Source organism: Synergistetes bacterium HGW-Synergistetes-1 (assembly GCA_002839185.1).
GTDB lineage: Bacteria > Synergistota > Synergistia > Synergistales > Synergistaceae > Caenicola.
This window is the reverse complement of sequence record PGXO01000004.1, coordinates 263,724-290,236: the sequence shown is the minus strand read 5'-3', so window position 1 is coordinate 290,236 and position 26,513 is coordinate 263,724. Positions and strand designations below refer to the sequence as shown.

Genomic DNA, 26,513 nt, shown 5'->3' with positions numbered 1-26,513 from the left:
AGCAGCGCTAACATAGCAAGACTTGCGGAGCCTCCCTTCGACGTATTCATATACGCCTTCGAAAGGCTCCACTGCGCATTGCGTCGTTATCACTTGCTCTAAATCTCAATTGCCGCATTTGGGGCAGATCGCGGAAGGGGACAGATTATCAGTTCCAAACAATTGATTTGCTATCGATTCGCTATTGACTACCAATTGACTTCCGCAGATGGTTCACCTGCGAGATCTTTTGTATTCGAAAAGCGCCAGAGAAGCCGCCACCGATGCGTTCAGTGATCCGGTCTTTCCGGCCATGGGGATGTGCCTCAACTCGTCGCAGGACTTTGCTACTGCCTGGCCCAGGCCGTCGCCTTCGGCACCTATTACGATCACGACCCTCGGGGGCATGTCTTCCTTAAAGAGGGTCTCTTCGGCTTCCATCGAAAGGCCTACCACCCAGAAATTAGCTTCCTGAAGCAGCCTTATCGTCTGGGATACGTTTCCTGTCTTTGCTATGGGCAGTCTCAGAGCAGCGCCTGCGCTGGTCTTTACTACCGTTCCTGTCGGAAGAGCTCCGCCTCGCTTGGGGATCATCACAGCCGATGCTCCTGCAGCTTCGGCGCTCCTGATCACGGCTCCAAGGTTATGCGGATCCTGGAGATGGTCACAGAGCAGCACCATTGCGGGTTCCGGCGCTTTGGGCAGCATTTGGATAATTTCCTCTGCGTCCCAGAGTTTCATCGGCGCCATGTAGGCAACTACTCCCTGGTGATTCTCTTTATTCGTCATCTTATCTAAAGCTGCAGGATCCACAGTCAGAAGGACTATGTTGGCAGCTTTGCAGAGATCCTGCAGCCTGGCCTTTATATGGAGCTGGACTGTCTTTGAGGTCAGGACCTTCATGCACCTCTCAGGTGACTCCTCAAGAAGGGAAAATACCGGGTTCCTGCCCCAGCAGATGTCTTCGCTTACGCTTGTCTTTTCTTCTCTCATCCGGCTTTCCTGCCTTCCTTGATATCGTTGAAAAATTCTGCAAGGTACTTTCCTGTCGGGCCGTCCGATGCGGCGATCTCTTCAGGAGTTCCCTTTGCAATAAGGTCTCCGCCCCTTCTGCCGCCTTCCGGGCCAAGGTCCATTATGTAATCAGCCGAGGCAAGGACATCGAGATTGTGCTCAATGACGAGCACGGAGCTACCGTGATCGACCAGCTTGTGCAGAAGCTTGAGCAGCTTTTTGACATCGTTGTAATGAAGCCCTGTAGTTGGTTCGTCAAGGAGATAGAGGGTGCTGCCCCTGAACTTTTTGCTCAGTTCAGTAGCGAGCTTGACCCTCTGGGCCTCTCCCCCGCTCAGCGTAGGCGCAGGCTGTCCAAGTTTTATGTACCCAAGCCCCGCCTCCTGGATCACTTTCAGTTTGTTGACTATCCTCGGAATATCCTTGAAATGCTCCACGGCCTCGTCTACCGTCAGTTCAAGCACATCAGCGATCGACAGCCCCTTGTGCTTTACCTCGAGCGTCTCCCTGTTGTACCTCGTTCCTTTGCAGACATCGCATTTGACATAGACATCCTGCAAAAAGAGCATTGAGACCTTGAGTTCCCCGTCCCCTTTGCACGACTCACAGCGCCCGCCCTTTACGTTGAAGCTGAAACGGCCCGGCTGGTATCCCCTGAGCTTGGATTCGGGAAGCTGCGCGAAGAACTCCCTTATGGGAGTAAAAACACCGGTGTACGTTGCGGGGTTCGAGCGCGGGGTTCTTCCGATGGGGCTCTGGTCAACGAGAACCACGTTCCTCAGTGACTCGTAACCCGAAATGCTGTCAAATTTTCCTGCGCGGTCCCGGTATTCCCTGTCGAATTTTCCTTTGAGGCCCTTATAGAGTATCTCGTACAGGAATGTGCTCTTACCTGAGCCTGATACACCACTCAGTGAAGCAAGGACTCCAAGCGGGACATCAATATCGATATTTTTCAGGTTGTTCTCGCAGCACCCCGTTACCTTTATCTTTCCCTTCGCCTTCCGTCTTTTTGGTTTAGGCCTGTATGTCCCGTCGGCCTCACCTCTGAGATAGAGGGCTGTCGGGGTATCCCCGCTGATGATATCTGCTGCGCTTCCGCATGCGATAAGGTTCCCGCCGTTTTCGCCGGCCTCGGGACCAAGCTCCAGTATGTAATCAGCTGCCATCATTGTTTCCCTGTCATGTTCGACTACTATAACTGTATTGCCTATATCCCTGATATCCTTGAGCGTGTCCAGCAATCTGTTCGTGTCCCTGGGATGAAGTCCTATCGTCGGTTCATCCAGTACATACAGGACTCCTGTAAGCTGGGATCCGATCTGGGTGGCAAGCCTTATCCTCTGGCTCTCCCCGCCGCTCAGCGTGTCAGCACGCCTTGAAAGGCTGAGATATCCAGCACCTACGTTGTTAAGGAAGGCAAGTCTCTTACGAACTTCCGTCAAAGCCTGCCCGACTATCTTCTGCTCTCTTGCGCCAAGCTGCATTGTGTCAAGGACCTTAATAAGGTCCTCAATAGGCATCTCTGTAAGTTGAGCTATGTTGTATCCGCCAAGGGTGACGGCAAGTACCTCCGGCTTGAGCCTCGCTCCGCTGCAGGTCTGACAGATGTCTTCTGTACGGTAGCGCAGGAGTTCTTCACGGTAGTTATCAGATTCAGTCTCGCCAAGACGTTTCTCAAGCCAGGGGAGCAGTCCGGGATAATGGCCGTTGTATTCCCAGTCCCCGTTCCTGTCGCTGAATATCATCGGGATCACTTCATCAGTGCCATACAGGAGGGCCTGTTTCGCATCTTCCGGAAGGTCCTTAAATGGTTTGGAGAGGTCCCAGCCTTTGTGACGGGCGGCCATGAGCTCAGCTTTCTGTATCATATACTTCATGCTCTTCCACGGGATAAAACCGCCGTCTCCGATAGGATATTCAGGATTGACAGCAAGTTCCTCGGAAAAATGGAGGTGCACCCCAAGGCCTGAACAGTCGGGACATGCCCCGTATGGGTTATTGAAGGAAAAAAGTCTCGGTTCTATTTCCGGCAGACTTATCTCGCAATCCGGACAGATATACTTTTCTGTGAGTTCCAGGTCATCCATGCCCTCGGAGACCAGAAGAACAAATCCTTCAGATAGTTTCATTGCCATCTCTATAGCTTCCGAAAGCCGCTGGCGGTTATCTTCCTTCACCCTCAGCCTGTCGATGATGCATTCGATAGTGTGCTTTTTCTTCTTGTCGAGTTCTATCTCCTCCTCAAGCCAGAGGACTGTCCCGTCCACCCTGGCTTTGAGGTAGCCCTGCTGATGGAGCTTCAGCAGCAGGTTCTTATACTCTCCCTTTTTGCCTTTTATAAGCGGTGAGAGGATCTCTATCGGTTTGCCGTCATAGTCTCTGTATATCTTGTCCACTATCTCGTCAACGCTGTAACGGCGCACTTCCTTGCCGCAGCTTGGGCAGTGCGGAGTACCGGCTCTGCCGAAAAGAAGCCTCAAATAGTCATAAATTTCTGTAACGGTCCCGACAGTTGAGCGCGGATTGTGACCGGCTCCCTTCTGCTCTATCGATATGGCCGGAGACAGTCCGCTAATGTCGTCCACATCGGGTTTGTCCGCCATTCCTAAAAACTGCCTGGCATATGACGAGAGGGATTCCACATAGCGTCTCTGCCCCTCGGCGTAGATAGTGTCGAAAGCCAGTGAAGACTTGCCGGAACCCGATGGGCCCGTCACCACTACGAGCTGGTTTTTAGGAATTTCTGCGTTTATGTTTTTTAAATTGTGCTGTCTTGCCCCTGTAATTTTTATGCTCTGTTCCAATTTTCGCATCGCCTTTCAGTCTCTGTATATTGTCCCTTATCTCCGCTGCAGTCTCGAAATCAAGCTTTTCTACCGCAGCCCACATCTTTCTTTCAAGCTCATGTATATCAGGAGCACTTTCTGCGCCCTTAAGCGGTGAAGCCGCTCTCCTGCCTGCATATCCGCCCTCTTCAAGAAGCTCGGCGGGCAGAAGGTCCTTTACCGCCTTCGATATTGTCTGAGGTATTATACCGTGTTCTTCATTATATGATATCTGACGGTTTCTTCTTCTTTCCGTCTCCTTCATTGCAGCATCAATGCTGTCCGTTATCCTGTCAGCGTAGAGTATTACCTTCCCGGCCTGGTTCCTTGCAGCCCTTCCTATCATCTGTATCAGCGACCTCTGCGATCTCATAAACCCCTCGCGGTCCGCATCAAGGATAGCCACAAGGGAGACTTCCGGCAGGTCTATTCCTTCCCTTAGGAGGTTGACTCCCACAAGAACGGCAAAAACACCGAGGCGAAGATCGCGAAGCAACTCGGCCCGTTCAAATGTATCAAGCTCGGAATGGATATATCTCACCTTTATCCCCAGCTCTGCCATATACTCAGCAAGGTCCTCCGCCGAGCGCTTGGTAAGCGTTGAGATGAGGACTCGTTCCCCTGCTTCAATGATCGGCCTGACTTCGCCAAGAATGTCATCCACCTGCCCCGTTGCGAGGTGGACCTCCACGATCGGGTCTGTAACTCCCGTCGGCCGAATAAGCTGCTCCACGACATTCTCTGAATGGGCAAACTCATAATCCCCCGGCGTAGCGGAGATAAAGAGCGCGTTCTTGAGAAGCGGCTCATACTCTGTCCACTTGAGCGGCCTGTTGTCGAGACATGAAGGTAACCTGAAACCATGCTCGACAAGGACTTCTTTCCTTGCCCTGTCCCCGTTGTACATCCCGCGAACCTGGGGAAGCGTCATGTGGGATTCGTCGATGAAGATCAGTGAATCCTCCGGAAAAAAGTCCATAAGAGTTCCGGGGGCGTCTCCGGGCTCACGTCCGTCAAGAAAGCGCGAATAGTTCTCTATCCCTGAGCAGTAACCGACCTCAAGAAGCATCTCAAGATCATACTTGGTCCTCATCTTCAGCCTCTGCGCCTCGACGATCTTCCCTGCCGACTCAAGCTCTGTGACTCTGTCTGCAAGCTCCTTCTCTATCAGCTCTGCCGCATTGTTTATTGCATCGGAAGAGGTAACATAGTGCTGGGCGGGGAATATCCCCGTATGGTCCTTTGTTAGGATAGCCCTTCCGCTCACAGGGTCTATCTCCTCTATGCGCTCTATTTCATCATCAAAAAAAATGACCCTTACAGCCGTATCGCTGTATGCGGGGTATATCTCCATCGACTCTCCCCTGCTCCGGAAGTTTCCGGGCTGGAGCACGAAGTCATTGCGCTGATAATAATTATCCAGAAGCCTCGTCATGAATGTCCTGCGGTCCCATCGCTCGCCGACAGCAAAACGGAAAATGGCATCCTCATAGTTTTTACGTTTGCCCAGACCATAGATGCACGAGACGCTTGCAACAACAATGACATCCCGCCGCTCCAGCAGGGCCTTGGTCGTTGCAAGCCGCAGCTTCTCTATCCTCTCGTTTATTGAGGCGTCCTTCTCTATATAAATATCCTGAGCCGGCATGTAGGCCTCTGGCTGGTAGTAGTCGTAATAGCTGACAAAATAATTGACCGAGTTGCCGGGAAAAAATTCCTTGAACTCACTGTAGAGCTGCGCAGCCAAGGTCTTGTTGTGGGCCATGACAAGAGTAGGCCTCTGCAGCCTCTGGATCACATTGGCCATCGTGTAGGTCTTACCGCTGCCCGTAACCCCAAGCAGCGTCTGCACAGCACCGGGCTTTTCAAATCCCCGGACAAGCTTCTCCACTGCCTGAGGCTGATCCCCGGACATAGGCCATGGTGAAAAGAGCTTAAATTCGTCAGACATAAATTCTCTCCTTTATATGAATGCAACTTTATTAATATATAGCTTTTTAAAGAATGCGTCATCCGTGACATTGCATATTCAGTTTGCAATGTCACGGATGACGAGGGAGTCGATTGGTAATCAATGGGGAATCGATGGCAAATCAATAGTTTCGGACTGTGGCAAAAATCCTGCCACGGTAATCGATTGGTAATCGGTTGGCAATCGATGGGGAGTCGGTTGGAAGGGAGGGCAAGAAAATGGCAAGCGTTGGCAAGCCGGTTGGCAAGCAGTTGGCAAGCGATAGTTTGGGGCGTAGAAATGCAGCGTGATGATGATGCAGGAAGTGGCGATCCCATCGCCCCTCCGTCATCCCGTTATGCTTCTGATCAGAAGGACACTGTTTCTCGTCAGAGAAACTCATAGATAAACCTTAGTATCCGCACTATTTCGAGTGCGTTCCGAGATCAGAAGGACACTGTTTCTCGTCAAAGAAACTCATAGATAAACCTTAGTGTCAACACTGTTTCGAGTGCGATTTGAGATCGGGGATTTAGTTCTTATGGATCTGTTCTATTCTTTATTTTTGGGGCCTAAACAAAAGCCGCTGGATTCCCGACTGGAGCACTCGGGAACGACGGGAAGGGCGACAGGGCAAAAAACTGCGATCCCGGCACGAGTTTATTCCGGGATCGCAGTTAGGTTCTGTAGTCTCAAATCCAAACAATTGATTTGCAATTGCTTCGCGGCAATGAAATCGCCACTTTGCGCGGCACGGTACTCGCCGCCGTCCCTAACGATTGATTTGCAATAGATTTGCAACCGATTACCAATTGATTACCGCGGCAGATATCTCGCCGCAGTTACTAATTCCTATACTGCCAGTTATCCTTTGCCCAGAATTCACCGTTTACACCGTTTATAACATCGTCGAGGTATACACCCCCTATATTTAAGTTATAAAGTGCTCCGCCGTACAGTCCGTCGACAATAAGCTCGAGAACGTTATTCTCTGATCTTACAACTCTGGTATCGTACGTTCTGCCGAATCTGTCGGTGATGGTGATGGGTTGGTTTTTATCCCAGCGGATATTATTTCCATAATGTTTGCCTGGGTTGCCCGGTCTTCCGGGATATCCCGGATATGGAGGATAACCGTTGCCTTCAGGATATCCAAACACTACCAACAATTTGCCTCCCTGTTTGTACTTCATTTCGCGGATCTTAACTTTTTTGTCCTTCTTTTCATTCTGCTGCTGTGTATCCTGCCATTCCGGACCGTTCTGCTGGCTCTGTTTTGGCATATCTTTCTTTTCCTTTGGAGCAGCAATAGCAGCAGTACCTGATATAAGAACAAATGCCGCCATCAGGGCAGCTATTTTCTTTACTTTCCGTATACTTTCATGTGTCATATGGATCCCTCCAGTCAATATCTTTAGCATGATAAAATCTTATCACTTTATTATTATAACGTTAACGTGTGTGAATGTTATGTGGGGAATGCTGAGATGATGGTTCGGGAATCAGTGGGAAATCAATGGCAAATCGATTGTTAGGGGCAGCGGCAAGAATCGTGCCGCGGAAATCGATAGGTGAGTTAATGGGTAATCAATGGCGAATCAGTTGTTTAGATCTGAAAACTTGGCCTCTCACTGAGATCCCGGATCCAGGCACTTTGAACCTTCACTATAACGAATTATATGAACCAACCAACTGATTTGCTATCGATTCCCGCGGCATTATCCACGCCGCAGCCTCTCCCAATTGATTACCCATTGATTCCCCATCGATTTGCAAAAAAAAAGCTCAGCGAAATAATTTTCGCTGAGCTTTTTTAAATTCTTGGTCGGGATAGTCGGATTCGAACCGACGACCCCCTGCTCCCAAAGCAGGTGCGCTAACCAGGCTGCGCTACATCCCGTGACGATGGGCATTATATCATATATTCCTTTGATTGTGGAAATATTACGGCTGTGGGGCAGCTAAAATATCCGATAAAAAAGGAGCCGTTTGGCTCCTAATATATCTTATGTTCTATTCTTCCTCTTCGTCAGGATCATCATCATCCTGATCTTCAGAACTTTCTTCTTCCTGCTGTTTCTTTTTATCTTCTTCCTCTTCTGTTTCTGATCCGTTATCTTCAGTCTCTTCCTCTTCGGATCCTTCATCCTCAGATCCGGCAGTTGAGGCCGGGTGATCTTTCTTCGGGTACCCAAGAAGTTCGTCAAGCTCGTCGCCTTCAAGGACTTCTTTCTCCAGAAGCAGCGCTGTTATCTCCTCAAGTCGTTCATTTTCTTCGGTAAGGATCTTCTTTGCTCGGGTAAAGCACTCATCTATCATACTACGGACTTCCTGGTCTATCGCGTAGGCGATCTCCTCGCTGTAGTTCCTGTCCTCCATGATATCCCTGCCAAGGAAGATTTCATGCTGTTTCCTGCCAAGCGTTACCAGCCCAAGCCTGTCGCTCATGCCAAACTCGGTCACCATCTGCCTTGCGATCTGTGTAGCTCTTTCAAGGTCGTTCGAAGCTCCTGTCGTAACATCACCGAACTTGAGCATTTCTGTTACACGACCGCTCAACAGTATCGTTATCCTGTCAGAAAGCTCTTTCTTCGATATGAGGAACCTGTCCTCTTCCGGCAGCTGCAGTGTGTAACCAAGCGCCATGTGGCCGCGCGGTATTATTGATATCTTATGTACCGGATCGCTTCCGTCTATCTTGCTTGCGACCAGCGCGTGTCCGGCTTCGTGGTATGCGATGATCTCGCGCTCTTTCTTGCTTATTACTCTGCTCTTTCGCTCAGGACCTGCCATTACTCTGTCGATGGCCTCTTCGAACTCTGCCATTCCGAGGCTGGCCTTGCCTCTCCGACCTGCAAGAAGCGCGGCTTCGTTTACAAGGTTGGCTAAGTCAGCACCGACAAAACCGGGTGTCCTGCGGGCAATGACATCAAGGTCGACTTTCTTGCTGACCTTCTTGTCTTTCAAATGCACCTTCAGTATGTCGCGCCTTCCGTTTACGTCCGGCCTGTCTACAACTATCTGCCTGTCAAAACGTCCAGGACGGAGCAGCGCCGGGTCAAGTATGTCAGGCCTGTTTGTTGCGGCAAGCAGGATAATGCCTGTCCCCGCTTCAAAACCGTCCATCTCGACAAGAAGCTGGTTAAGTGTCTGTTCACGTTCATCGTGTCCGCCTCCGAGACCGGCACCGCGATGACGTCCTACAGCGTCTATCTCGTCTATGAATATTATGCACGGCTGGTTCTTGCGGGCCTGCTCAAAAAGGTCCCTGACACGCGCAGCACCGACACCGACAAACATTTCAACGAAGTCAGATCCGCTTATGCTGAAAAAGGGCACATTGGCCTCTCCGGCAACAGCCCTTGAAAGAAGGGTCTTACCCGTTCCCGGTGCACCCAGAAGCAGTACACCTCGGGGTACCTTTGCACCAAGCCGGGTGAACTTTGCGGGATCCCTGAGGAAATGGACGACCTCTTCAAGCTCTTCCTTGGACTCGTCGCAGCCCGCAACGTCATCAAACGTGACCTTTGGCCTGTTGTCCATAAAGAGTTTGGCCTTGCTCTTTGCAAAGCCCATGACCTTGTTTCCCCCGCCCTGCATGTTGTATATGAAGTATATCCATACACCTATCAGAAGCAGTGTGGGAAGCAGGGAAGCAAGCAGGGACGTCAGCCATGAGTTCTTTGGCGGAGGAACGACCTCGACTTCAACGCCCTTCTGGGATATCTCACTGGGCAGTGTTCCGGGATCAAGGATATAAGTTGTAAACTCTTTGCCGGATTTCAATGTTCCTTTGAGCTGCTCGTGGTCTATCTTTACCTTGGCAACATTGCCTGCGTTTACTTCGTTCAAAAACTGGCTATAAGGAAGTACCTCAGCACCCTGACCGGACTTGTTTGCATCCGGCGTCAAGAATACGTTCACCAGACTGACAACAAGAACGATCAGTATTATATACATCCCAACATTTTTAGAGGTTTTCTTCAAACGTGTGACCTCGCTTTCATATCTTTACTAATCTACCGGAAAAACATCCGGTGGGTAATCAATTGGTTCAGCTAAACTGTTGTAAAGACTGGCAAGCAATTGGCAAGAGTGGGCAAGCAATTGGCAAGCAGTCGTTTAAAATACTGTCAAACTATTTTCATAACCATTTTTCACTCTTCGTCATCCCGGTATGCACCTGAGCCGGGATCCAGTGTCTTTTGTTTAAATCTTTAAAACTTTGTAATAACCTAAGTTCTGAGACGCTGGATTCCCGCTCAGGTCCATACGGGAATGACGGTGATTTTAGTTCTTGATCCTAGTGACCTTTTTCAATTTGTTATTTCTAATAAACAATTCCTCCGCAATTGGAGCAGATCGGAGATGATGGTGACGCAACTCGAAGAAGTTCAAGCTAAGGCGTATTGGTCATACGTCGAAGCGCAGGACTTCGAGTGTTGCTAAACCAGGGCTCCGAGATGCCCCAATTGCAGCTAGGCGACGGGCTCGGCGATAAACACCGCCGGCAGATGCCGGAACATTCCGGCATAATCCAGGCCGTAGCCTATCACGAACTCATCGGGGATCGTAAACCCTGTATATTCTACCTCAACTGTTTCCTTGCGGCGTTCCGGCTTGTCAAGCAGCACGCATATCGCCAGGCTCTGCGGTTTACGTTCCAGCAGAAGCGACTTTATGTACTTCAGTGAGAGTCCGGTATCGACAATATCCTCAATTATAAGGACATTTTTGCCATAGATGTCTGTACTGAGGTCCTTCTGGATCTGCACTACCCCGCTGCTCTTCGTTGATGCCCCATAAGAGGAAATAGCGAGGAAGTCTATCCTTACATCCACCTCAGGACTGATATTCCTGATAAGATCTGCAAGAAAAATTACTGCACCTTTTAGGACACAGACGCAGATCAGCTGTTTTCCGGCATAATCCTTGCTTAATCTCTCTCCGAGTTCCTTGATTTTGGCCTGTAGTTTTTCTTCAGAAATAAGTGTTTTACCAATCTTATATTCCAAGTGAGAAACACTCCTTGATGCCAAAGTTTTTTCCGCTCAAAAACATTAGACATAATAACATAAATATCACTATCTCGCCCACCATGGAAGGACGGGTTTTTCGGCATTTTGCCTATTTTCAGCTACGCCTTTTCCAATATCTTCACGGTGCAGCCATCCCATTCCCCTGTTCGACCAGCATACCTCGATATCACTTGCCCACTGGAAGCGCCAGTTTCCGCCCTTTCGGATCAGGGCGACCAGTTTTAGGGTCCTGTCCCTGTCCAGCCTGGGCAGGTCCAGCATAATGCCCTGAAGGCGGAGCATGTCCGCCAGGTCAGTGTCAGGAACATTTTTTACAAAGGCAGGAGACCAGCAGACGATGGCAGGGGGCATGGCGATAACCGCATCTGCAAGGAGTTTTTCTGTAAATTTCTGCTTTTGTTCAAGCTCCGCATCTATCTGTTTCGAAAGGCCGATCATGGATGACTCAAAGTTCGGGTTCATGTTTTCCCTGATCCACGGTATGAGTTCTTCCCTTACCCTGTTTCTTTTGTAAACAGTGTCTGCGTTGCTTGCGTCTTCACGCCACACAACACAGTTATCACGAAGCAGTTCTCTGAGTTCATCCCTGCGAAAATCGATTATCGGACGGACTATCATGCCGCGTCTCTCAGGTATACCCCTGAGACCGTCAAGCCCCGTCCCCCTGAAAAGATTCATGAGCTGCGTCTCGACTACATCGTCAGATGAATGCCCGACAGCGATAAATGGCAGCCCTTCCGCCTTCGCTGTCTCGCAGAAATGGGTGTAACGCTCCCTGCGTCCCGCCATTTCAAAAGACTCGCCGGTCAAACGCTCCTGAAATACTTCGACAGTCTTCACGATGCATTTAATGCCCCACTTCTCGCAAAGGTCTTTCGAGAAGGCCGCGTCTTCGTGTGACATACCCTCACGTGTGCAGTGGTCAAGGTGTGCCGCAACTATCCTTCCTTTGTAAAAGCGGTGAAGTAGCCACAGCATCGCCACAGAGTCCCCGCCGCCCGAAAGCGCAGCGACCAGTCCCTCAGAGTCCCACCATCCCTGGCGTTCCCCTGCGGCCTTCAGCTTTTTATAAGAAGCAGTAAGTTTTTTCATATTCATTTCCCCTGATGTAAACAGTCTCGTCTGAGAATAGCACAAATATATTTATGATGGACCCAAATATATCCTACTCGTTCCTTGTTGTGTATCTGGTGTTCTTCCCCCTGCCGTTTGCAGCTATTACCCCTTTTTCGATCAGTGCCCTGAGTAAGCGGATCGCTTTGCTCTGAGAAAGCTCCAATTCAGCCTGGATGTCTTTTCTTCCTGCATTATCATTCAACGTAATGTAGTCCATTACCCTTCTTTCGTCATGAGTCAACCTGTCCCGGTCCTCTCCGACCCTGCTTGTAAAGTTGGTATTGGGCAAAGTTATCCTGAATGCATTTTCAGAGACATCTATTGACGGCTTTACTCTGAAATGGCTGTAAGAATCCATTATTTTCGGCATTCCAATGCCGTAAGCCTCGATCAGGTGCAGCCTGTAAAAAATATCAGCAAGCCGTTCATTACGAAGAACGGAAACACCGAGCATCAGGTCGCTGTATGCTATTCCTTTCGGAAGTCCTCCCAAAGAGACGAACTCAATCCTGTCGTCAAAGATGCTTATCAGGGTACTTCCGCTGTAAGAATAGTCCCTGTGAACGATCGCATTTAGCAGGGCCTCTCTTACAGCTTCCCGGGGGAAATCGCGTTTATCGATCCGTCTGAGTCCCGAAAATTCAGAACTTGTACGGTTTGAACGGTCTATGTATGCAAATATTTCATCTGCCTGCTTCAAAAGCGAGCCCGAAAATTCTATCCTGTCCTTCAAAAGTGTCTTTCCCGTTCCCTCAAAAACAGCAGCCTTTGCAGTATGCCTGCACAGGTCGGAAATTAACAGGCCGAGGTTAGAGAATGCCCCGTCATCGCCAATTATGCCCAGGGATCTTTTTTGTTCCGTTCCGAATTTTATGTTTTCATCCTTAAAAACTTTTGAAGCAAATTCAAAAGTCAGTGCCTGTTCAAGGGAGCGCGTCCTCTCGTAACTCTCCCCCCCCGTTTCCATGATCATTTTAAGGATCATGCTCTCCGTGGCCGGAACAGTTGAGGGCCCCTGCCTCACATAGACCCCCTCAGGCCGTATCCCTTTACGGGCCAGATAATAAGGGGAAGCCGTACCTCTCTGAACGGTTATGAGAATTACGTTCTTTCCATTTTCAATTTTCTGTTCGCAGTCGATGAACATAGTAACATCAGGACTGACCGCGTCCCTGATGTTGTTCATCGTCCTTAGCATTATCTCATCTGCATCTTCGACCCCGACAACTGTCCCGTCATCTGCAACACCGATAAAGATCTCCCCTCCATCGGTATTGGCAAATGCAATAACAGTCTTACTGATATCTGCAGTGTATTCTCTTTTGAATTCAGTAGTTGTACTCTCACTCTTCACTTCGATCACCTCGCCGATCCGTTAAGTCCATTATATCCGTTCTGATCAGTTTTGAATAGCAAGTAATCAGAATCGGTTAGAATGAGAAGAGGCAGGCGTTGACCACGGGGGATCAATGGGAAATCAGTTGGAAATCAATGGGTAGTCGATGGGAAGTGACGGCAAGCGGCAGGAAAGGCGGGCGGCAAGTGGCGTGCCGCGGGAGTCTATTGGGAATCGGTTGGTTAGAACCTAAGAGCATATTCATTTCGTTTTCACGGCATGGGCCTGAGCAAAAGAAAAAAGCCCCGGCCAAAGGCAGGGGCTTGAATATTCTGGAGCGGAAAACGGGACTCGAACCCGCGACCTACGGCTTGGAAGGCCATCGCTCTACCAGCTGAGCTATTTCCGCGCAACGGAGGAATGATAGCACTCTCCCCCTTCCCCTGTCAAGTGGGAGGCAGCAATTGGGGCATATAGCAGCCCTGACTTCACAACACTCAAAATCCTTCACGTCGACGTATGCTTAATACGTCTTAGTTTGAATTTTTCGCGTTGCATCGTCATGATCTCCTCTATGCCCCAATTGCGTATGAGATTTAAAACCTATTGCGTCGTCATCATCCACGATATGCCCCAATTGCGATATTAAAGACTATCGTAAAACCTTAAAAGCACAGCGCTAGCTTAGCAACATTTGCGGTCCTGCGCTTCAACGTATGTATAATACTTTGGCGAAGTGCGGCATGAAGATACCGCGCGCGAGTGGCGATTTCATCGCCGCGAAGCGGTGGCGAAGCAGTTGTAGGAGCAGTCAAACAATTGTCAAACGATAGTGAGAATCTAACTCGACGGCATACCGGGGAGACGCTGGGCTTGGCCGCAATTCCCCCGCCCTTCCAACTGCTCGCCGTCGGTGCCCTTCCCGGCCGCCCTTACGACCGCTCAGCTAGGCTCAGCCATGCTCAGCTGCCCCTCTTGGATGCGAAGCGAGCAAATTCTCCGCAGCGTATCTCTGCTGCAAATTCCCCGCGACCTTCGGTCACAATTCCCGCTGCGGAAGTACCCTCCGCAATTGGGGCAGATCGGAGATGATGGTGACGCAACTCGTTTTTGTGTCATTTCCGCAATTTGGTATATAACGGATGATGACGACGCAACACGCAGTGCTTCAAACTAAGGTGTATATGAATACTCCGAAGTGCAGGAGCACAAGTGTTGCTAAGTCAGGGCCGTTAGATACCTAAATTGCCCACGCTTTAAATCAACTTATAGGTCGTTCCTGGGCCTTGCCCTTGCTTTTGAATGATATTCTTCTTTACTAAGTTGTTGAGGAGCCGAATGGTCTTAGATTTATCAAAACCAAGAGCGTCGTCCAATTCTTTTCTGGACAGCTCTTTTTCTTTCTTCAATAAATTGTATATTTTGATTTCATCTTTAGCCAAGTCTGAGGTATCAGTTCTTATAACAGGCAGAAGGATAAATATGCTGTTATCTTCAATATGAAAATCGGGTTTGGATAAGCTGTTAATATACTCCCTGTTTATCCTTGCAATCCCGGTCCCGAACTTTTCTATGATCCCCAGGCGATAGAATACGCCGGATATGATCGGATTTCGCAATACGGATATGTTGTTGTGCAGATATTCTTTCTTTGAAAGGCCGTTAGGCAGACCTCCCGGTGATTTTATTTCGATCAAATCATCATACATTGATATTTGAATATAAGAGTTTATGTCCCAAACTCTGTGAATTATGGCATTAGCCAATGCTTCCCGAAAGGCTTCTCTGGGAATCATCTCTTTTTTTACTCTTTCATATCCTTCTATTTCTTCATATTGGTAGTACTGTTCAAAAATTGACAATGCCCTGTAATATTGTGACAACAGCGATTTATTTCTGATTGTCTCTCTGTATAGGATCTGATCAACATCCGCTCCAAAACGGATGATGTCGATTCCTGAAAAATTAATTTGGTTTTCGTCTGCCAGTAGTTCTCCGGCAATATTATAATACCCGTTAACATCGTACAGATTCAAAGTTCTTAAAATATCTAAATCTGTTCTTTTTATACCAGCCCGTTCTTTTAACTCATATTTCAAAACATTAAAATTTAAGTTTTGCGAAGACGCCCTTCGCTTTTCATGATCCATGTTGATCCCATTTAAAGCCAGCCTTGTTAACTCAGACCTGTCAACTTCAACGGTTGAAGTATCAGATCGCTTATATGTTTTTCCTCCCGAATAATACGGTGTGTCTCTGCCCTTTTTAACACGAAGTGTAATAATGTTTTTTCCCTCTTTATTTTCACCGGTTATTGTAAATTCAGGGATAGTATCCAGGGAATCATTTATCATGTTTTCTATTTTGATGCACTCATTGTCTATATTATGCAGACCCACAACATTTCCGGCATCATCAATACCGAATATAATTTCTCCGTCATTGTAGTTCGCGTAAGCACTGACAGTCTTCAAAAATTTCTTGTTTATCTTCTCCTTAAACTCAAGGTTGAATTTTTCTTTGATGTTCATCCCGTTCCTCCTCTCATATTTCATAAAGATATCCTAACATGAATAATTTAATAATGCAACGATATGGTTATCGTTGCATTTATCGTTGCAATATAAATCGTTTTTTTCTTTATCGTTGCACAACGATTACAACGATAACAACGGCGAAAAATGAAGGGGCTGTGGCTTTATAAGCCACGGAGAATTTGCGGCAAACTTCTTGCCGCGGTGAATTTACGACTTTAAACGTTGTCGCGGAGAATTCGCGAACTAAGAACCATGTTCGCTGGAGAATTTGCTCGCTTCGCATCGCGGAGAATTTGCCGGAAGACCCGTCCGACAGTGAATCAAGGTCTTTTATTCGTCGTCCCCGAGTGCCTCTCTCCCCGTCATCTCGGTATGCCTCTGGTGTAACTACCAGCCGATTCGCACAACTCGCAACTCGTTGGCTCTCTGGCCGTGAGCCGGGATCCAGTGTCTCTAGGTTCTTGCTATGACTAACTTTTTAGAGTCTAAACAAAGCCACTGGGCCCCCGAGTGGAGCACTCGAGGGAGACGATAAAAAAACGGAACAACGGAGAGGGACCGGGTCTTAAGGTTCCACAACCGCTCAGCCATGCTCAGCTATTGCTCAGCAGCTTCTCCTCCGCACTTACACATCATATTTGCGAAAACATATCCTGCATGTAGTCCTTAATATTTGCAGAATTAAGCATGTTGTACTTCTTCTTAACAGAGGAAAAATATTTGCCAATAGCCTCTTTCGAAATGGTAACATTAGAATTCACACCAGAGGTCAGTCCTACTCTTGCAGTGACCCAGGGCGTTTCTGTATGAGTAAACGACTCAAGTGTTTTCCCGCTATAGCAGCAAACATGCCTGATAATGTTGTCAAGAAGGATCTTTTCTTCCAAAGAAAGCAAAGAGCCATCTGACTCATTAACTTTGTCTATGGGGGCAAAACAGTAGCATTTATAACGGTCGTAGATCTCTGGGTAGACAGGACCATGCACCCATGCTTCACATTCTTCACATTCTTCGGCAAATAAGAATGACCGGTAAAACGCAAAATGGAAACCCTGTACATAATAGAGTACTTTTTGCAGGGAAAGAGGTGTGATGTCACGACATCCCGACAAAAGGTAATCAACAACTGCATCCATTTTAGACCGATTTCCTACAGAGATATCCAGCAGATTTTTCGTTGCCGACATGCTTTTTTTATAAGTTTTGTCGCTTATTAATTTTTCCTTGCTGCTTTCAAGCAAGGAGAGGTAATAGCGGGGGTCGGAATAAATCTTTTTCAGTATCTCTGAATACTGCTTTGTCGGCATATCTCCGTCATAATATCGGCTGAATGTCTGTTCTCCCCATCCAAGCAAGAGAGAGAGAGGCCTTTTACCGATGCCGTACTTTTTCGGTATGGCCCTTATTTCCTCGAGGGAGACGATATCGTTCTTTTGACGATAGACATCATACAGAGCCTTCAAATTATCGTCTTCAAGTTTTGCAACATAAACTTCGCTGGCGCATTTTTCACAATATGCTTTCTGTGAAACGAATCCATAGGCTTCGCCCTTCAGTATTGCGGTTTCTTTATTTTTTACTACAGTAAATTTAACATCTTCTCTGCACACTGGGCAAAAAACTGTACTATCGCTCATAATGATCACCCCTTTTGACTACGATTGTCATCTAAAACAATGACCTATCGGTTTGTTTCGTTCGTGGAATGAAATTACCACTATCCTGCTCCCGCTCTTATAGTCAATAATGTTGAATTTAATGTAAATATCGACCAGTTTTTCTTCGTCATCTATGTTAAACAATCTGACCTGCGGACAAAAAACATAAAGCGTTTCATATTCAAATCCGATATTTGTGTTTTGAAGCGAATGACAAAAATCTTCCGGCCTGATCCTAAGAAGTATTTGTATCTGCTTTTTGGATGAAATGTTATATTCCCGAATGAAGTCTAGATTTTCTTGCCTGTTGCTGTTTATTGCGATCGTGTATCTGCCTGTTCGAATACAGCTTTGAATTTCGCGTAAGATATGTGAGATTTCCTTTTTAGAATAATTCTGATCATAATGTATGCTCATAGAATATCTTCCCAGGCACAATAATGATACATTATATTGTTTATATCGTCAAGGTTTATGTACTTATTGATGCATATTTATAAAGACGGGCAAGCTATAGGCAAGCAGTTGGCAAGCGATCGGCAAGCCGTCGTGAGAGCCCAAGGGGCAGGGTCGGGGAATTGCGACCGAAGGTCGCGGAGAATTTGCCGGAAAACCCGTCCGACGGTGAATCAAGGTCTTTTATTCGTCGTCCCCGAGTGCTTGTATCGGGATCCAGTGGTTCTAGGGTCCTGCTATGACTAGCTTTATAACCCCTATACCCCAAGCCGCTGGATTGCCGTTTAGTTGCGTCCGGAAACGACGGTGATTTTGAACCTACGCGGTCTTTGGCCGCAATTCCCCGCGAGTGCATTGCTCGCAAATTCTCCGGCGGATGCTCTCTCCGCCTGCCTTGCCAACCGCTTGCCAATAGCACCTAAACATGCAAAGTTTCAATACTGCCCAAAATGCTCTATACTATCAGCATAGAAATAACATAAAAAACACGTCAGGCGGTGACGGCATGTCCAGTACCGGCAAGTCCCAAATTATCGAACTGAAGGCTTCAGACGCGCTGATCAACTTCGATGAATACCTCTCGGAGATCCGAACCTGCCTGCCCTCTTTGAATGAGGACGATACGTGGATCCGCTCAGGCATCCATATCGGGGAAAAATATAAAAAGCACATATCCTCCTTCCGTCTTTTTGGAAGCCAGACTCCGAAGATCGGACGGGCCCGGATCGAAGTCCTTCTGGTCAAGACGCAGATAGGAGTATCGATCTCTGACGCCGCGCCTCACTGTGCTGACTTCATCAGGGATCACCTCACACGGACTGGCACAGATGCTGCTTTCGTCGCTCTTGTTCCTTCCACCGGAGAGGGCTGGCACACCTTTTTTGTAAAATCGCCTCTCCACGACACTGTTGACATCCCCGAAGACATTCTGACCCACACCTGTTCGGGAGCTCTCAAGATACATATAAAGAAGGCATGTGGACTCAGCGATGCGGCCCTTGACGGATATTTCTCATTCGGATACGCCCTCTTTGACGATACTGTCATAAAGGCAAAGGCTAAAGAGATAGACAAATCCCTGCGTTATCTTAAATTCTGCGACATTGCCTCCGGATCGGGACAGATGCTGCATGCAATGGCCGGGCTCGTTGCAAAGCTTCGCTCCGGACTCAACAAATACCTTTGCAGCCACGCGGACAGGACCGAAAAAAACTTTACGGAGCAGTTCCTTACGGGCTCCCTTTACGCCTCTGATTACGATGCAGGAGCCCTTGAGATACTAAAGACCATGCTCAGGATGGATACAGACAAAAAGATAGATGACAGAAGGTTCGTCTGGGGCAACATTCTGACCGAGGACCTCTTTGAAGGCATGCTTTTTGACGTCATCGCAACAAACCCGCCTCACATGAAACAGGATGAATTCTCATTTATAAAAGAAAAGCTGGAGTCGTACGCATCTTTTTCACACAATACAGACCTCTACTGCTACTACACAGAAAAAGCTTTCGGGCTCCTCACTGATGGCGGCGGGGTCGGTGTGCTCATGTCGAACAGATGGATGCGCTCAGGATACGGAGTCGGACTTCGCCACTTCCTAACTCAGAAGAACATAACCGAGATCGTCGACTACGCAAACATACCTCCTGTAAAGGGCATCTCTACACCGCTCTCGATAGTTGTAGGCTCAAACGGCGCTCCCTCTGAAGACGTCAGCGTGACAGTTGTTGAGGACGCGGACCACGAAAACATCTCCCTCTATGTTGAAGAGCAGTCTGAAATCCAAACCATTTCATCACTGAGCGATGAAGGATGGATCTTCGATGCCGAGGATACAGCGGTGCTAATGAACAAGATAACCGATATGGGAGTACCTCTTGAGGAATACGTTGAAGGGCATATCTACCGCGGGATACTCACCGGTCTCAACGAGGCATTCGCCCCTGACAGGGCAACTGCAGAAAAAATTATTGAAAAGGATCCCAACAGTTCAAAGATACTCAGGCCCTTCCTCTCCGGAAGAAACGTCAAAAGATATGCCATACCCACAGTCAAAAAATACCTGGTCTTCCTTCCCAAAGGCATAACCGACAAAATGAGGGGAGACCTGGGACCTGAAGAATGGTTATGTTCACAGTATCCGGCCATTGCCGAACACCTCGCAAAATTTGAGGAAAAGGCATCAAAGCGAAGGGACAAGGGCGACTATTGGTGGGAACTCCGATCCTGCAGGTACTACGGTGAGTTTGAAAAGACAAAGATCATCTGCCCGACTATAGTTAAACACATATCGGCAACCATAGACACAAAGGGTCTCTTCTCCAACGACAAGACGAGCATAATCGCATCAGACGACTTCTACCTTCTTGGCCTCCTGAACTCAAACCTCATGGACTTCTACATGAGAAGGATCTGTACAGAGCTCCTCAACGAGCACTACGAGGTCAAACCCGCCAACCTGTCTGTCCTCCCAATTAAGAAGATCAGCCCGACCAACAGCTTCCACGTAAACCTGAAGACCGAGATCGAAAACGGAGCAATGAAGCTGTCGAAACTGTGTTCGGTGCACGAAAAGGAGAGAACGGAAGATATAAACGAGGATATCCGAGAAGCAGAAAGGGTTATAAACAGGGCAGTGGCAAGGCTGTATCGGTTGAGTGCGGGGGAAATCAGTTTAATAGAAAACTACTAGATTGGATCCAGGTTGGAGAAGTGCAGCAAGGAAAATTCTTTGAGAAGTGGCCAAAGACATGGGCTAGAAAAAATTGGAGACCAATCTGGAATTCAGCCGCTGGGTCGGCATCTTCTACGATGCAGGTTTTGTCAAATGTGCAGGTCTGTTGTCCCTGGCCCCATTGAGTTATTGCTAGAATGTTGAGGGACTATATTAATTAAATCGTTTTATTTGGTCTAATATCTTTGATAGTTTTAATGCTTACATCTAAGCCAAAGGCCTGCAGTCTGTTTTTTGTGTATCCAAATGATACCTTACTAAAAAAAGGAATAGGGGGCAATTTAGCTTCGGTAGTATGAATTATACCAAAAACCACATTTATCGACCTACGGTCTTTGATTGTAAAATTATCATTTCTAGACAGTTCCTTTATCTTTCCATTTGCTAGAGTTAAAAATTGTGTGTCTGACAATACTAACTCAGCGGATACCGCTGCTTGACTAAAAAGATGACTCAAAGCCGATGAACCTGTAAAAAATTTAATGTGAATGAGTTCCTTATCCGACGAAAGAATGTCGCACAATTCAATTTTGCTATGACCGCCTCCATAAGAAAAATTATGAGCATCTAAAACTACATAATTGTCAGGGTGCCTTTTTTGAAAATCTATACTATACCCATTCTCTGTTTTATGAGTATCTGTATAATCATTAAAATCTATTGTCGATATAGGAGTACTGTTATAATCTTTATTAACTTGTTGGACAAACTTATTGTTAATTTGATACCATTTCCCACTGTTAATGCAATATGATTTTCCATTTAATGACAATTCTCCATATATGCATCCATAAGCATTCCAACTATACCGTTCGGAATTATCAAGAGCACTAATTGCTACTATCTTTTTTGATTTTAATTGTTTAATACTGCTTAGTGGTTTACGAAAAGATTCTTTCACAAAACTGATATCAATATCATCATAAACCTCTCGCCCTTTATACTTGAAGCCTCTAACCTCTTCCCAATTAATTATTTCTGGAACCGCCATCCAAACATTAACGGAAGACTCATTAATAGCTGTTATTAGATTTGAATCAAGACGTTCAACCAGTCTGGTATCCTTGACAGGCTGTATTTGATCAATCCAAGAAAAATAGTTTTTATAAGTATCCAATCTGTGTTTTTCATACGTTTTCTTAAGAAAATCAACAATATTTGTAATATCTACCGTTGCTGTAAGTGACAGCATACAGCCACCAGTAAGCAATCCGGTAACATAGTTTTCATCATCAGAAACACCTGAAATATTACTGACTAAGTCCCGATTAATATCAAATCCAAAATCACTAATATCAGATTCCAGTGGAAGCTGCTCGTTACTCAGCTTTTGATTGCCCCCAATATTAACCTTATTTATGCGCCGGAGGCTGTCTGGTTTGATCGTGTTTAAGATCACTTTTAAGCCAAAACGATCCTCTGTGACATTGTCCTTTAGCATGTTTTTCCCATAGCCCATAGTAACAGCGAAAATCTTCTCTAAATCATTATGTTGTACAGGCACCCTTACCAGCAGAACGGCTCTAGCGTTTGCTGTGAATATATTATCAGTGTTTATGTTACCGCCAAAGAACGAATCGACCCATTGAGGAATATCCACATGAGAGTTACCCCAGTAGACAGTTCCAACACCATCTATTAATACACTGTGACTGAAATTTTCAATAATGTCTTCATCCTCATTGAACCCGTCTTTAATCATGAAGATAGACAGCTTGTTTTTACTTGGCATTAGCATTCACCGTCCGTTTAGGTAAAATTCATTATGCTAAATCTACCTCTTGTACAATCTCTACAATGGCTGTCTCCTATTCTGTAGCATATCTTCGTATTACTTGTCAAATTGGACACTTCGACCGCATGAGTTGAACACCTTTTTGTTTTCAATATTTTAAAAGTGATCATTGAGAAAATTTAAGGTACAGTTCAGTGTATCCAAGTTTTTCCGCTATATCTCTAGCCGCGATTCTGTTTACAACACCAATTTTTTCTATTAAATTATGGATCGTATTGTCGTAATCGATCTCATTATTTAAGTTCATGGATAATAAGGTCGAAATTATAACATCTTGGTTTTCGGGAATGTCAAATAACCTACTAACATCTTCCCATATAAAATCTGTCATGAAATCATCATTTTGTCTTTGCGTAATAAGGAATACAAATGCTTCCTTATTTTCACAGTTGATCCGTTCCAAGTATACAAGCAGAGTACAAAGCACAGAAACTAATTTATTGGCATTTTCAAGCTTGGCACTTTTTAGCCACATAACTGTATAACGCCAGAAAGCAAGGACTCTTTCGCAAAATTCTGCCTTTTCATCATTATTAATCTCACGGCAGAATTGGTCCGTTATCGTTGAAAGAGCTTCAACATCTCTTCTGTCATATAATTTTTTCAAATAAGGGCCTTCAATTTTTTCAATTTTTGTCAGGTATGCAAATCCAATCCATTTAAAAACCTCTTGCCGTACATTAATGTCTGAAATCGTCAGTTCTGTTGACCTGTCCCATACTTGAGTTTTTTTAAGCAAATTAAAATTACCGGTCGTGAAGTTTGTATACTTTAACCCATCAAGAGCGCACAGGAATACTTTCTTATCCTGCGTTTCAGAAAATATTGTTTTTAATTTTTTTTCGGTCCAGACAGCATCTAGATAATATAGGTGTGCAAAATAACAAACAAATATATTATAGAAAAGGTAATTTGGACCATGTTCGTGCAAAAACTCATTTTCAAACAGTTGTCTATATTTCTCCCATATAACAGTAATACCTGAAGCATTATTTGTTAGTCTGCATTCATGTAAAAGCTGATAAATCAATGTTTCAAATACTTTGCCTTCGAGGTTGTTGATCGCGATCCCAAAGACATCATTAATTTCTTCGATTGTATCGGGACAATATTCGTTCCTCTTCATTTTATTCAAAAAAATATTAAGTAAACAGTATCCTTGTGATAAAAACCTTTCAGGGTAAGCATGTTCACCGTTTTCCACTCCGGCTTTCAACAGGTCTATCACAGAATTCAATAGCCAGCCTTTTTGAGGAATAGGAGTAAATTTATCATTGTCAACATTTCTGTCATTCCAGATTTCTTCATTATCTATGATACTTACAAGCAATGACATCAATTCTTCCCAAATCCGTTGCCATTGCAGCTCATCGAGAGTGTTTTTATTCCACAAATTATAAAAAGCTCTTACGAGGGCATATTGGAAGGGATCATTTGCTTTTTTAAATCTACAAATATAGGGGATAAAAACAATAGGATTGTTTTCTATTGTTTTTTCCAGCATTGAAGCCAAGTCATCGATTTTTGGGCTTCGCCAGCCATCGTCTATGTCAGGAATAAAACCATTCAATTTCTCAATCAAACAATTATTGGAAATGAATGACAATAAATCATCTCCGCTGTAGGGCGAGCGTTCTGTGCCCTTAAGCCACCTTGTACCCATATAAAATATAAAGTCAGGATGTTCAGTGATCGCATATTTGTGCTTGGATATAAGCATCCGATATCTCTCATCCGCATCCTTTGACCCTTTATCATAAATAGCTTGAAGGAAAATCAACTGAGTCCGCTCTAGATCTTCTATATCATCACTCTCAATATCTGATAGTTTAGATAAAAGCAGAGATTGCTGTTCTTTCGAAAAAGATGAAAAGTTATTATTTAGAAAGACATATGTCTCATGGCGCATATAATATTCAAATAACCCGGCTTTGATTACTTCATCCCACATGTCTTTCAATAAAGGCCAGTTACTGTCAATGACGGAAAGTGCAACCCTTCTGATAATAATTGATTGATCTCTTAGTAATTTATTTAGAAAAAGCTTCGTATCTTCTCGTTGTTTTTCAATTGATCCACACAGACAATCTCTCAGGCCAACGACCAATGTGCCTATAATTTTATCTTTATGTTCGTTTTGTGAATGGTCTTCTATGGCTGGTCTCCAAATTACGCTTAAAGACCCGTTTATGTCGTATTTGCTTGCTTCCCTTAACCGGTCTAAGAAAATATTTACTGCTGCAATGCCGGCCTTTATCCCAAATAACCTTGCTGTTTGATTAATATGCTCGTTGAACCAATATTCTTCCATATATATTTTCGGTTGCATCCGACAATCTAAATTTTTAATCTCGATCCAGTAAAGCTGTGTTAATATTTTCAATAGCCTGCACGCTTTTCTGTGATTTCTTAAATTATTTCCCTTTAAAAATTTCGGGATTAGTTTTTTAAAAATAATATTGACGGATGAAGTATTTCTTGCTTTCGTTTTCAGCCAAATATCAGAAATATCCAGTGCTTTCATAGTTAGCATTTTTAATGGCATATTTGCGTACATTGCCGCAAATCCGGCAAATATGTGTGTATAGCTGTATTCATCTTCATGGTCTATAGAATAGAGACTTACGTCTGAAATGATCTTGATTATAGCTTTCACTTTATTCCGGCAACTCGAGACATTAATTAAATATTCCTGAGCCGGCCATATGTGAGACTTGTATGAGAAACCTTCATCATTTGCTTTTACTTTTTCTAGATAGGGAATAAAATCTATACTAAAAAGTTTGTTGGCATGAAGATGTTCAAAGAAACATTCTGGATTGGCCTCTTTGAATATTCTTTCATAACCTTCAAGCTGTTCAGAATAACCTGAATGAGCCATGAGCCTGGCAAATTCGGCCTCTCTACTGGGCGACGTTACATTTTTTAAAACGCAATTAAGTTGTCTCACATTAACCAGTTTGTTTGAAAGTGCTTTGATTTTAGCAGCGAATGATTCTAATACATTCAGTAATTGATCTCTATTTTTATTATCAATGAAAGGGATAAGTTCAACTCCACAGTGATTCATATAGTAAATCCTCAAATAATCCGCTAATTCTTTCTCATTTTCTGTATAGAATCCCTTTAATATAAAAAGTTTTTGTGTTTCGGAGTTGTTTTTTACTGCTGTTGACTTCGATAATATATATTCTAATATTTCCATTTCATTCAAACCATATCCTAGAAATAATACCGTAAAATGAGAATGAAATAATTGTTCCAGGAAATATGTTATTCCATTACTATCCGAATCACATTCTTCTGCCTGTCTAACATGATATAGAGATATATAATCCTTCAAGGTTTGAACCATCGTTTCCGGCTTTTCCACCGAACCGTGAATATGAAACACAACACCGCCTTTGTAACCTATGCTTGAAAAAAGACACTCCGAAGGGGAAAGTATTATCTTAGCAGTATACTTTTGCGTATCATAAGGGGTTATGTCATAGAGAATTTCTCTTCTTGCAGGACTTTTTGAAATCATCATATCTAGTTCTCTGTCGTAATTGGTAGTTACGAAGTGGTTCGTCAATTTTAAAAGAGCGTTATTCAAACGTTTCCTTTTGATATTTGTCTCGGCATCATTATTTGCAGCAAGAATTTTTTTGTAGTCGATCGCTTTTTTGTTATTTGATTCCATTTCGGAGGCGATTGACAGTTTAACTCTTGCATCAAACTCTTGTAATTTACAAGAAGTTTTTTCACCTAGAATTTGAGTCAGGACCTCGTTCGAATATTCTTTCCAATTCGGGTAACCAAGCAGACATGAGCACCCGGCTCCAATAAAAACGACAAGTTCTCCATGCTCAGCCGCTTCTTGGATTTGAGATGGAAGATCAGGTATTGGCTTAATTTTAAAATCTTCAGAAAGCCCCACTGATATCAACCATCCCTTCTATGCCAAATTGAACACTTTGACCGCTTGCGTTGAACACCCGGGGGTGCGGACATTTTCTTGGACCTAAGCTACTAAACCAAGACTACGTCTATATTCCAATGGACTCATTCCCCCGAGCGACGTTTTG

The 26,513-nt window shown here is 45.3% G+C and carries 15 protein-coding genes and 2 tRNA genes; 2 read left to right on the top strand and 15 right to left on the bottom strand.

Features of this window, described 5'->3' with window-relative positions; genetic code table 11:
- Window positions 1–213: 213 nt before the first annotated feature.
- The 3 genes from CVV54_04935 to CVV54_04925 are packed head-to-tail and all read right to left on the bottom strand — an operon-like array spanning window position 214 to window position 5,772.
- Entirely contained in the window at window positions 214–972 is a 759-nt protein-coding gene (locus tag CVV54_04935; protein ID PKL04813.1) for a 23S rRNA (guanosine(2251)-2'-O)-methyltransferase RlmB, read from the bottom strand.
- The gene (locus CVV54_04930; protein PKL04812.1) at window positions 969–3,809 is read right to left on the bottom strand and encodes an excinuclease ABC subunit UvrA; all 2,841 of its coding nucleotides are present in this window, start codon (window positions 3,807–3,809) and stop codon (window positions 969–971) included. The genes CVV54_04935 and CVV54_04930 overlap by 4 nt, the downstream gene beginning before the upstream one ends.
- Window positions 3,730–5,772: an excinuclease ABC subunit B gene (locus tag CVV54_04925; protein PKL04811.1), complete on the bottom strand. Its 2,043-nt coding sequence runs from the start codon at window positions 5,770–5,772 to the stop codon at window positions 3,730–3,732. Before CVV54_04925 ends, CVV54_04930 begins: the two co-directional genes overlap by 80 nt.
- Before the next feature lie 123 nt (window positions 5,773–5,895).
- Between CVV54_04925 and CVV54_04920 the strand changes: the two genes are divergently transcribed.
- Window positions 5,896–6,177 carry a hypothetical protein gene (locus CVV54_04920; GenBank protein ID PKL04810.1) on the top strand — a complete coding sequence of 94 codons (282 nt, stop codon included), beginning with the start codon at window positions 5,896–5,898 and terminating at the stop codon, window positions 6,175–6,177.
- A gap of 440 nt (window positions 6,178–6,617) precedes the next feature.
- Here CVV54_04920 and CVV54_04915 read toward each other — a convergent pair whose 3' ends face one another.
- The 10 genes from CVV54_04915 to CVV54_04870 form a co-directional block, all read right to left on the bottom strand.
- Window positions 6,618–7,163 (bottom strand): hypothetical protein, encoded by a 546-nt coding sequence (locus CVV54_04915; protein ID PKL04809.1) that lies wholly within the window; start codon window positions 7,161–7,163, stop codon window positions 6,618–6,620.
- A 431-nt stretch (window positions 7,164–7,594) separates the two neighbouring features.
- Window positions 7,595–7,672 (bottom strand) — tRNA-Pro (locus CVV54_04910).
- A 113-nt stretch (window positions 7,673–7,785) separates the two neighbouring features.
- The gene (locus tag CVV54_04905) at window positions 7,786–9,759 is read right to left on the bottom strand and encodes a cell division protein FtsH (protein ID PKL04808.1); all 1,974 of its coding nucleotides are present in this window, start codon (window positions 9,757–9,759) and stop codon (window positions 7,786–7,788) included.
- 491 nt (window positions 9,760–10,250) lie between these two features.
- Window positions 10,251–10,787, bottom strand: a complete 537-nt coding sequence (hpt, locus tag CVV54_04900) for a hypoxanthine phosphoribosyltransferase (protein PKL04807.1) — start codon at window positions 10,785–10,787, stop codon at window positions 10,251–10,253.
- Between the two features lie 69 nt (window positions 10,788–10,856).
- A complete protein-coding gene (gene tilS / locus CVV54_04895; protein PKL04806.1) occupies window positions 10,857–11,909 on the bottom strand; it encodes a tRNA lysidine(34) synthetase TilS in 1,053 nt (350 codons plus the stop codon).
- Between the two features lie 67 nt (window positions 11,910–11,976).
- Window positions 11,977–13,281 (bottom strand): AAA family ATPase, encoded by a 1,305-nt coding sequence (locus CVV54_04890; protein ID PKL04805.1) that lies wholly within the window; start codon window positions 13,279–13,281, stop codon window positions 11,977–11,979.
- Window positions 13,282–13,596: 315 nt separating this feature from the next.
- A tRNA-Gly gene (locus tag CVV54_04885) sits at window positions 13,597–13,672 on the bottom strand.
- Between the two features lie 847 nt (window positions 13,673–14,519).
- Window positions 14,520–15,794 carry an AAA family ATPase gene (locus CVV54_04880; protein ID PKL04804.1) on the bottom strand — a complete coding sequence of 425 codons (1,275 nt, stop codon included), beginning with the start codon at window positions 15,792–15,794 and terminating at the stop codon, window positions 14,520–14,522.
- 638 nt (window positions 15,795–16,432) lie between these two features.
- Complete coding sequence (locus CVV54_04875) at window positions 16,433–17,437, bottom strand: hypothetical protein (GenBank protein PKL04803.1); 1,005 nt, start codon at window positions 17,435–17,437, stop codon at window positions 16,433–16,435.
- A 27-nt stretch (window positions 17,438–17,464) separates the two neighbouring features.
- Window positions 17,465–17,875, bottom strand: a complete 411-nt coding sequence (locus tag CVV54_04870) for a hypothetical protein (GenBank protein PKL04802.1) — start codon at window positions 17,873–17,875, stop codon at window positions 17,465–17,467.
- 463 nt (window positions 17,876–18,338) lie between these two features.
- Between CVV54_04870 and CVV54_04865 the strand changes: the two genes are divergently transcribed.
- Window positions 18,339–20,606 (top strand): hypothetical protein, encoded by a 2,268-nt coding sequence (locus CVV54_04865; GenBank protein ID PKL04801.1) that lies wholly within the window; start codon window positions 18,339–18,341, stop codon window positions 20,604–20,606.
- A 199-nt stretch (window positions 20,607–20,805) separates the two neighbouring features.
- On the opposite strand, the gene CVV54_04860 is transcribed toward CVV54_04865, so the two are convergent.
- Both CVV54_04860 and CVV54_04855 read right to left on the bottom strand, forming a co-directional pair.
- A complete protein-coding gene (locus tag CVV54_04860; protein PKL04800.1) occupies window positions 20,806–22,386 on the bottom strand; it encodes a hypothetical protein in 1,581 nt (526 codons plus the stop codon).
- A gap of 163 nt (window positions 22,387–22,549) precedes the next feature.
- Window positions 22,550–26,374, bottom strand: a complete 3,825-nt coding sequence (locus tag CVV54_04855; protein PKL04799.1) for a hypothetical protein — start codon at window positions 26,372–26,374, stop codon at window positions 22,550–22,552.
- Window positions 26,375–26,513: the final 139 nt, after the last annotated feature.

Excerpts from the sequence above, each read along its gene's own strand:
- CVV54_04870 (PKL04802.1), bottom strand. The coding sequence starts at position 17,875 with ATGAGCATACATTATGATCAGAATTATTCTAAAAAGGAAATCTCACAT.
- CVV54_04935 (PKL04813.1), bottom strand. The coding sequence starts at position 972 with ATGAGAGAAGAAAAGACAAGCGTAAGCGAAGACATCTGCTGGGGCAGG.
- tilS (PKL04806.1), bottom strand. The coding sequence starts at position 11,909 with ATGAATATGAAAAAACTTACTGCTTCTTATAAAAAGCTGAAGGCCGCA.
- CVV54_04860 (PKL04800.1), bottom strand. The coding sequence starts at position 22,386 with ATGCTAATGCCAAGTAAAAACAAGCTGTCTATCTTCATGATTAAAGAC.
- CVV54_04915 (PKL04809.1), bottom strand. The coding sequence starts at position 7,163 with ATGACACATGAAAGTATACGGAAAGTAAAGAAAATAGCTGCCCTGATG.
- CVV54_04925 (PKL04811.1), bottom strand. The coding sequence starts at position 5,772 with ATGTCTGACGAATTTAAGCTCTTTTCACCATGGCCTATGTCCGGGGAT.
- CVV54_04865 (PKL04801.1), top strand. The coding sequence starts at position 18,339 with ATGCAAAGTTTCAATACTGCCCAAAATGCTCTATACTATCAGCATAGA.
- CVV54_04920 (PKL04810.1), top strand. The coding sequence starts at position 5,896 with ATGGGGAATCGATGGCAAATCAATAGTTTCGGACTGTGGCAAAAATCC.
- CVV54_04930 (PKL04812.1), bottom strand. The coding sequence starts at position 3,809 with ATGCGAAAATTGGAACAGAGCATAAAAATTACAGGGGCAAGACAGCAC.
- CVV54_04875 (PKL04803.1), bottom strand. The coding sequence starts at position 17,437 with ATGAGCGATAGTACAGTTTTTTGCCCAGTGTGCAGAGAAGATGTTAAA.
- CVV54_04880 (PKL04804.1), bottom strand. The coding sequence starts at position 15,794 with ATGAACATCAAAGAAAAATTCAACCTTGAGTTTAAGGAGAAGATAAAC.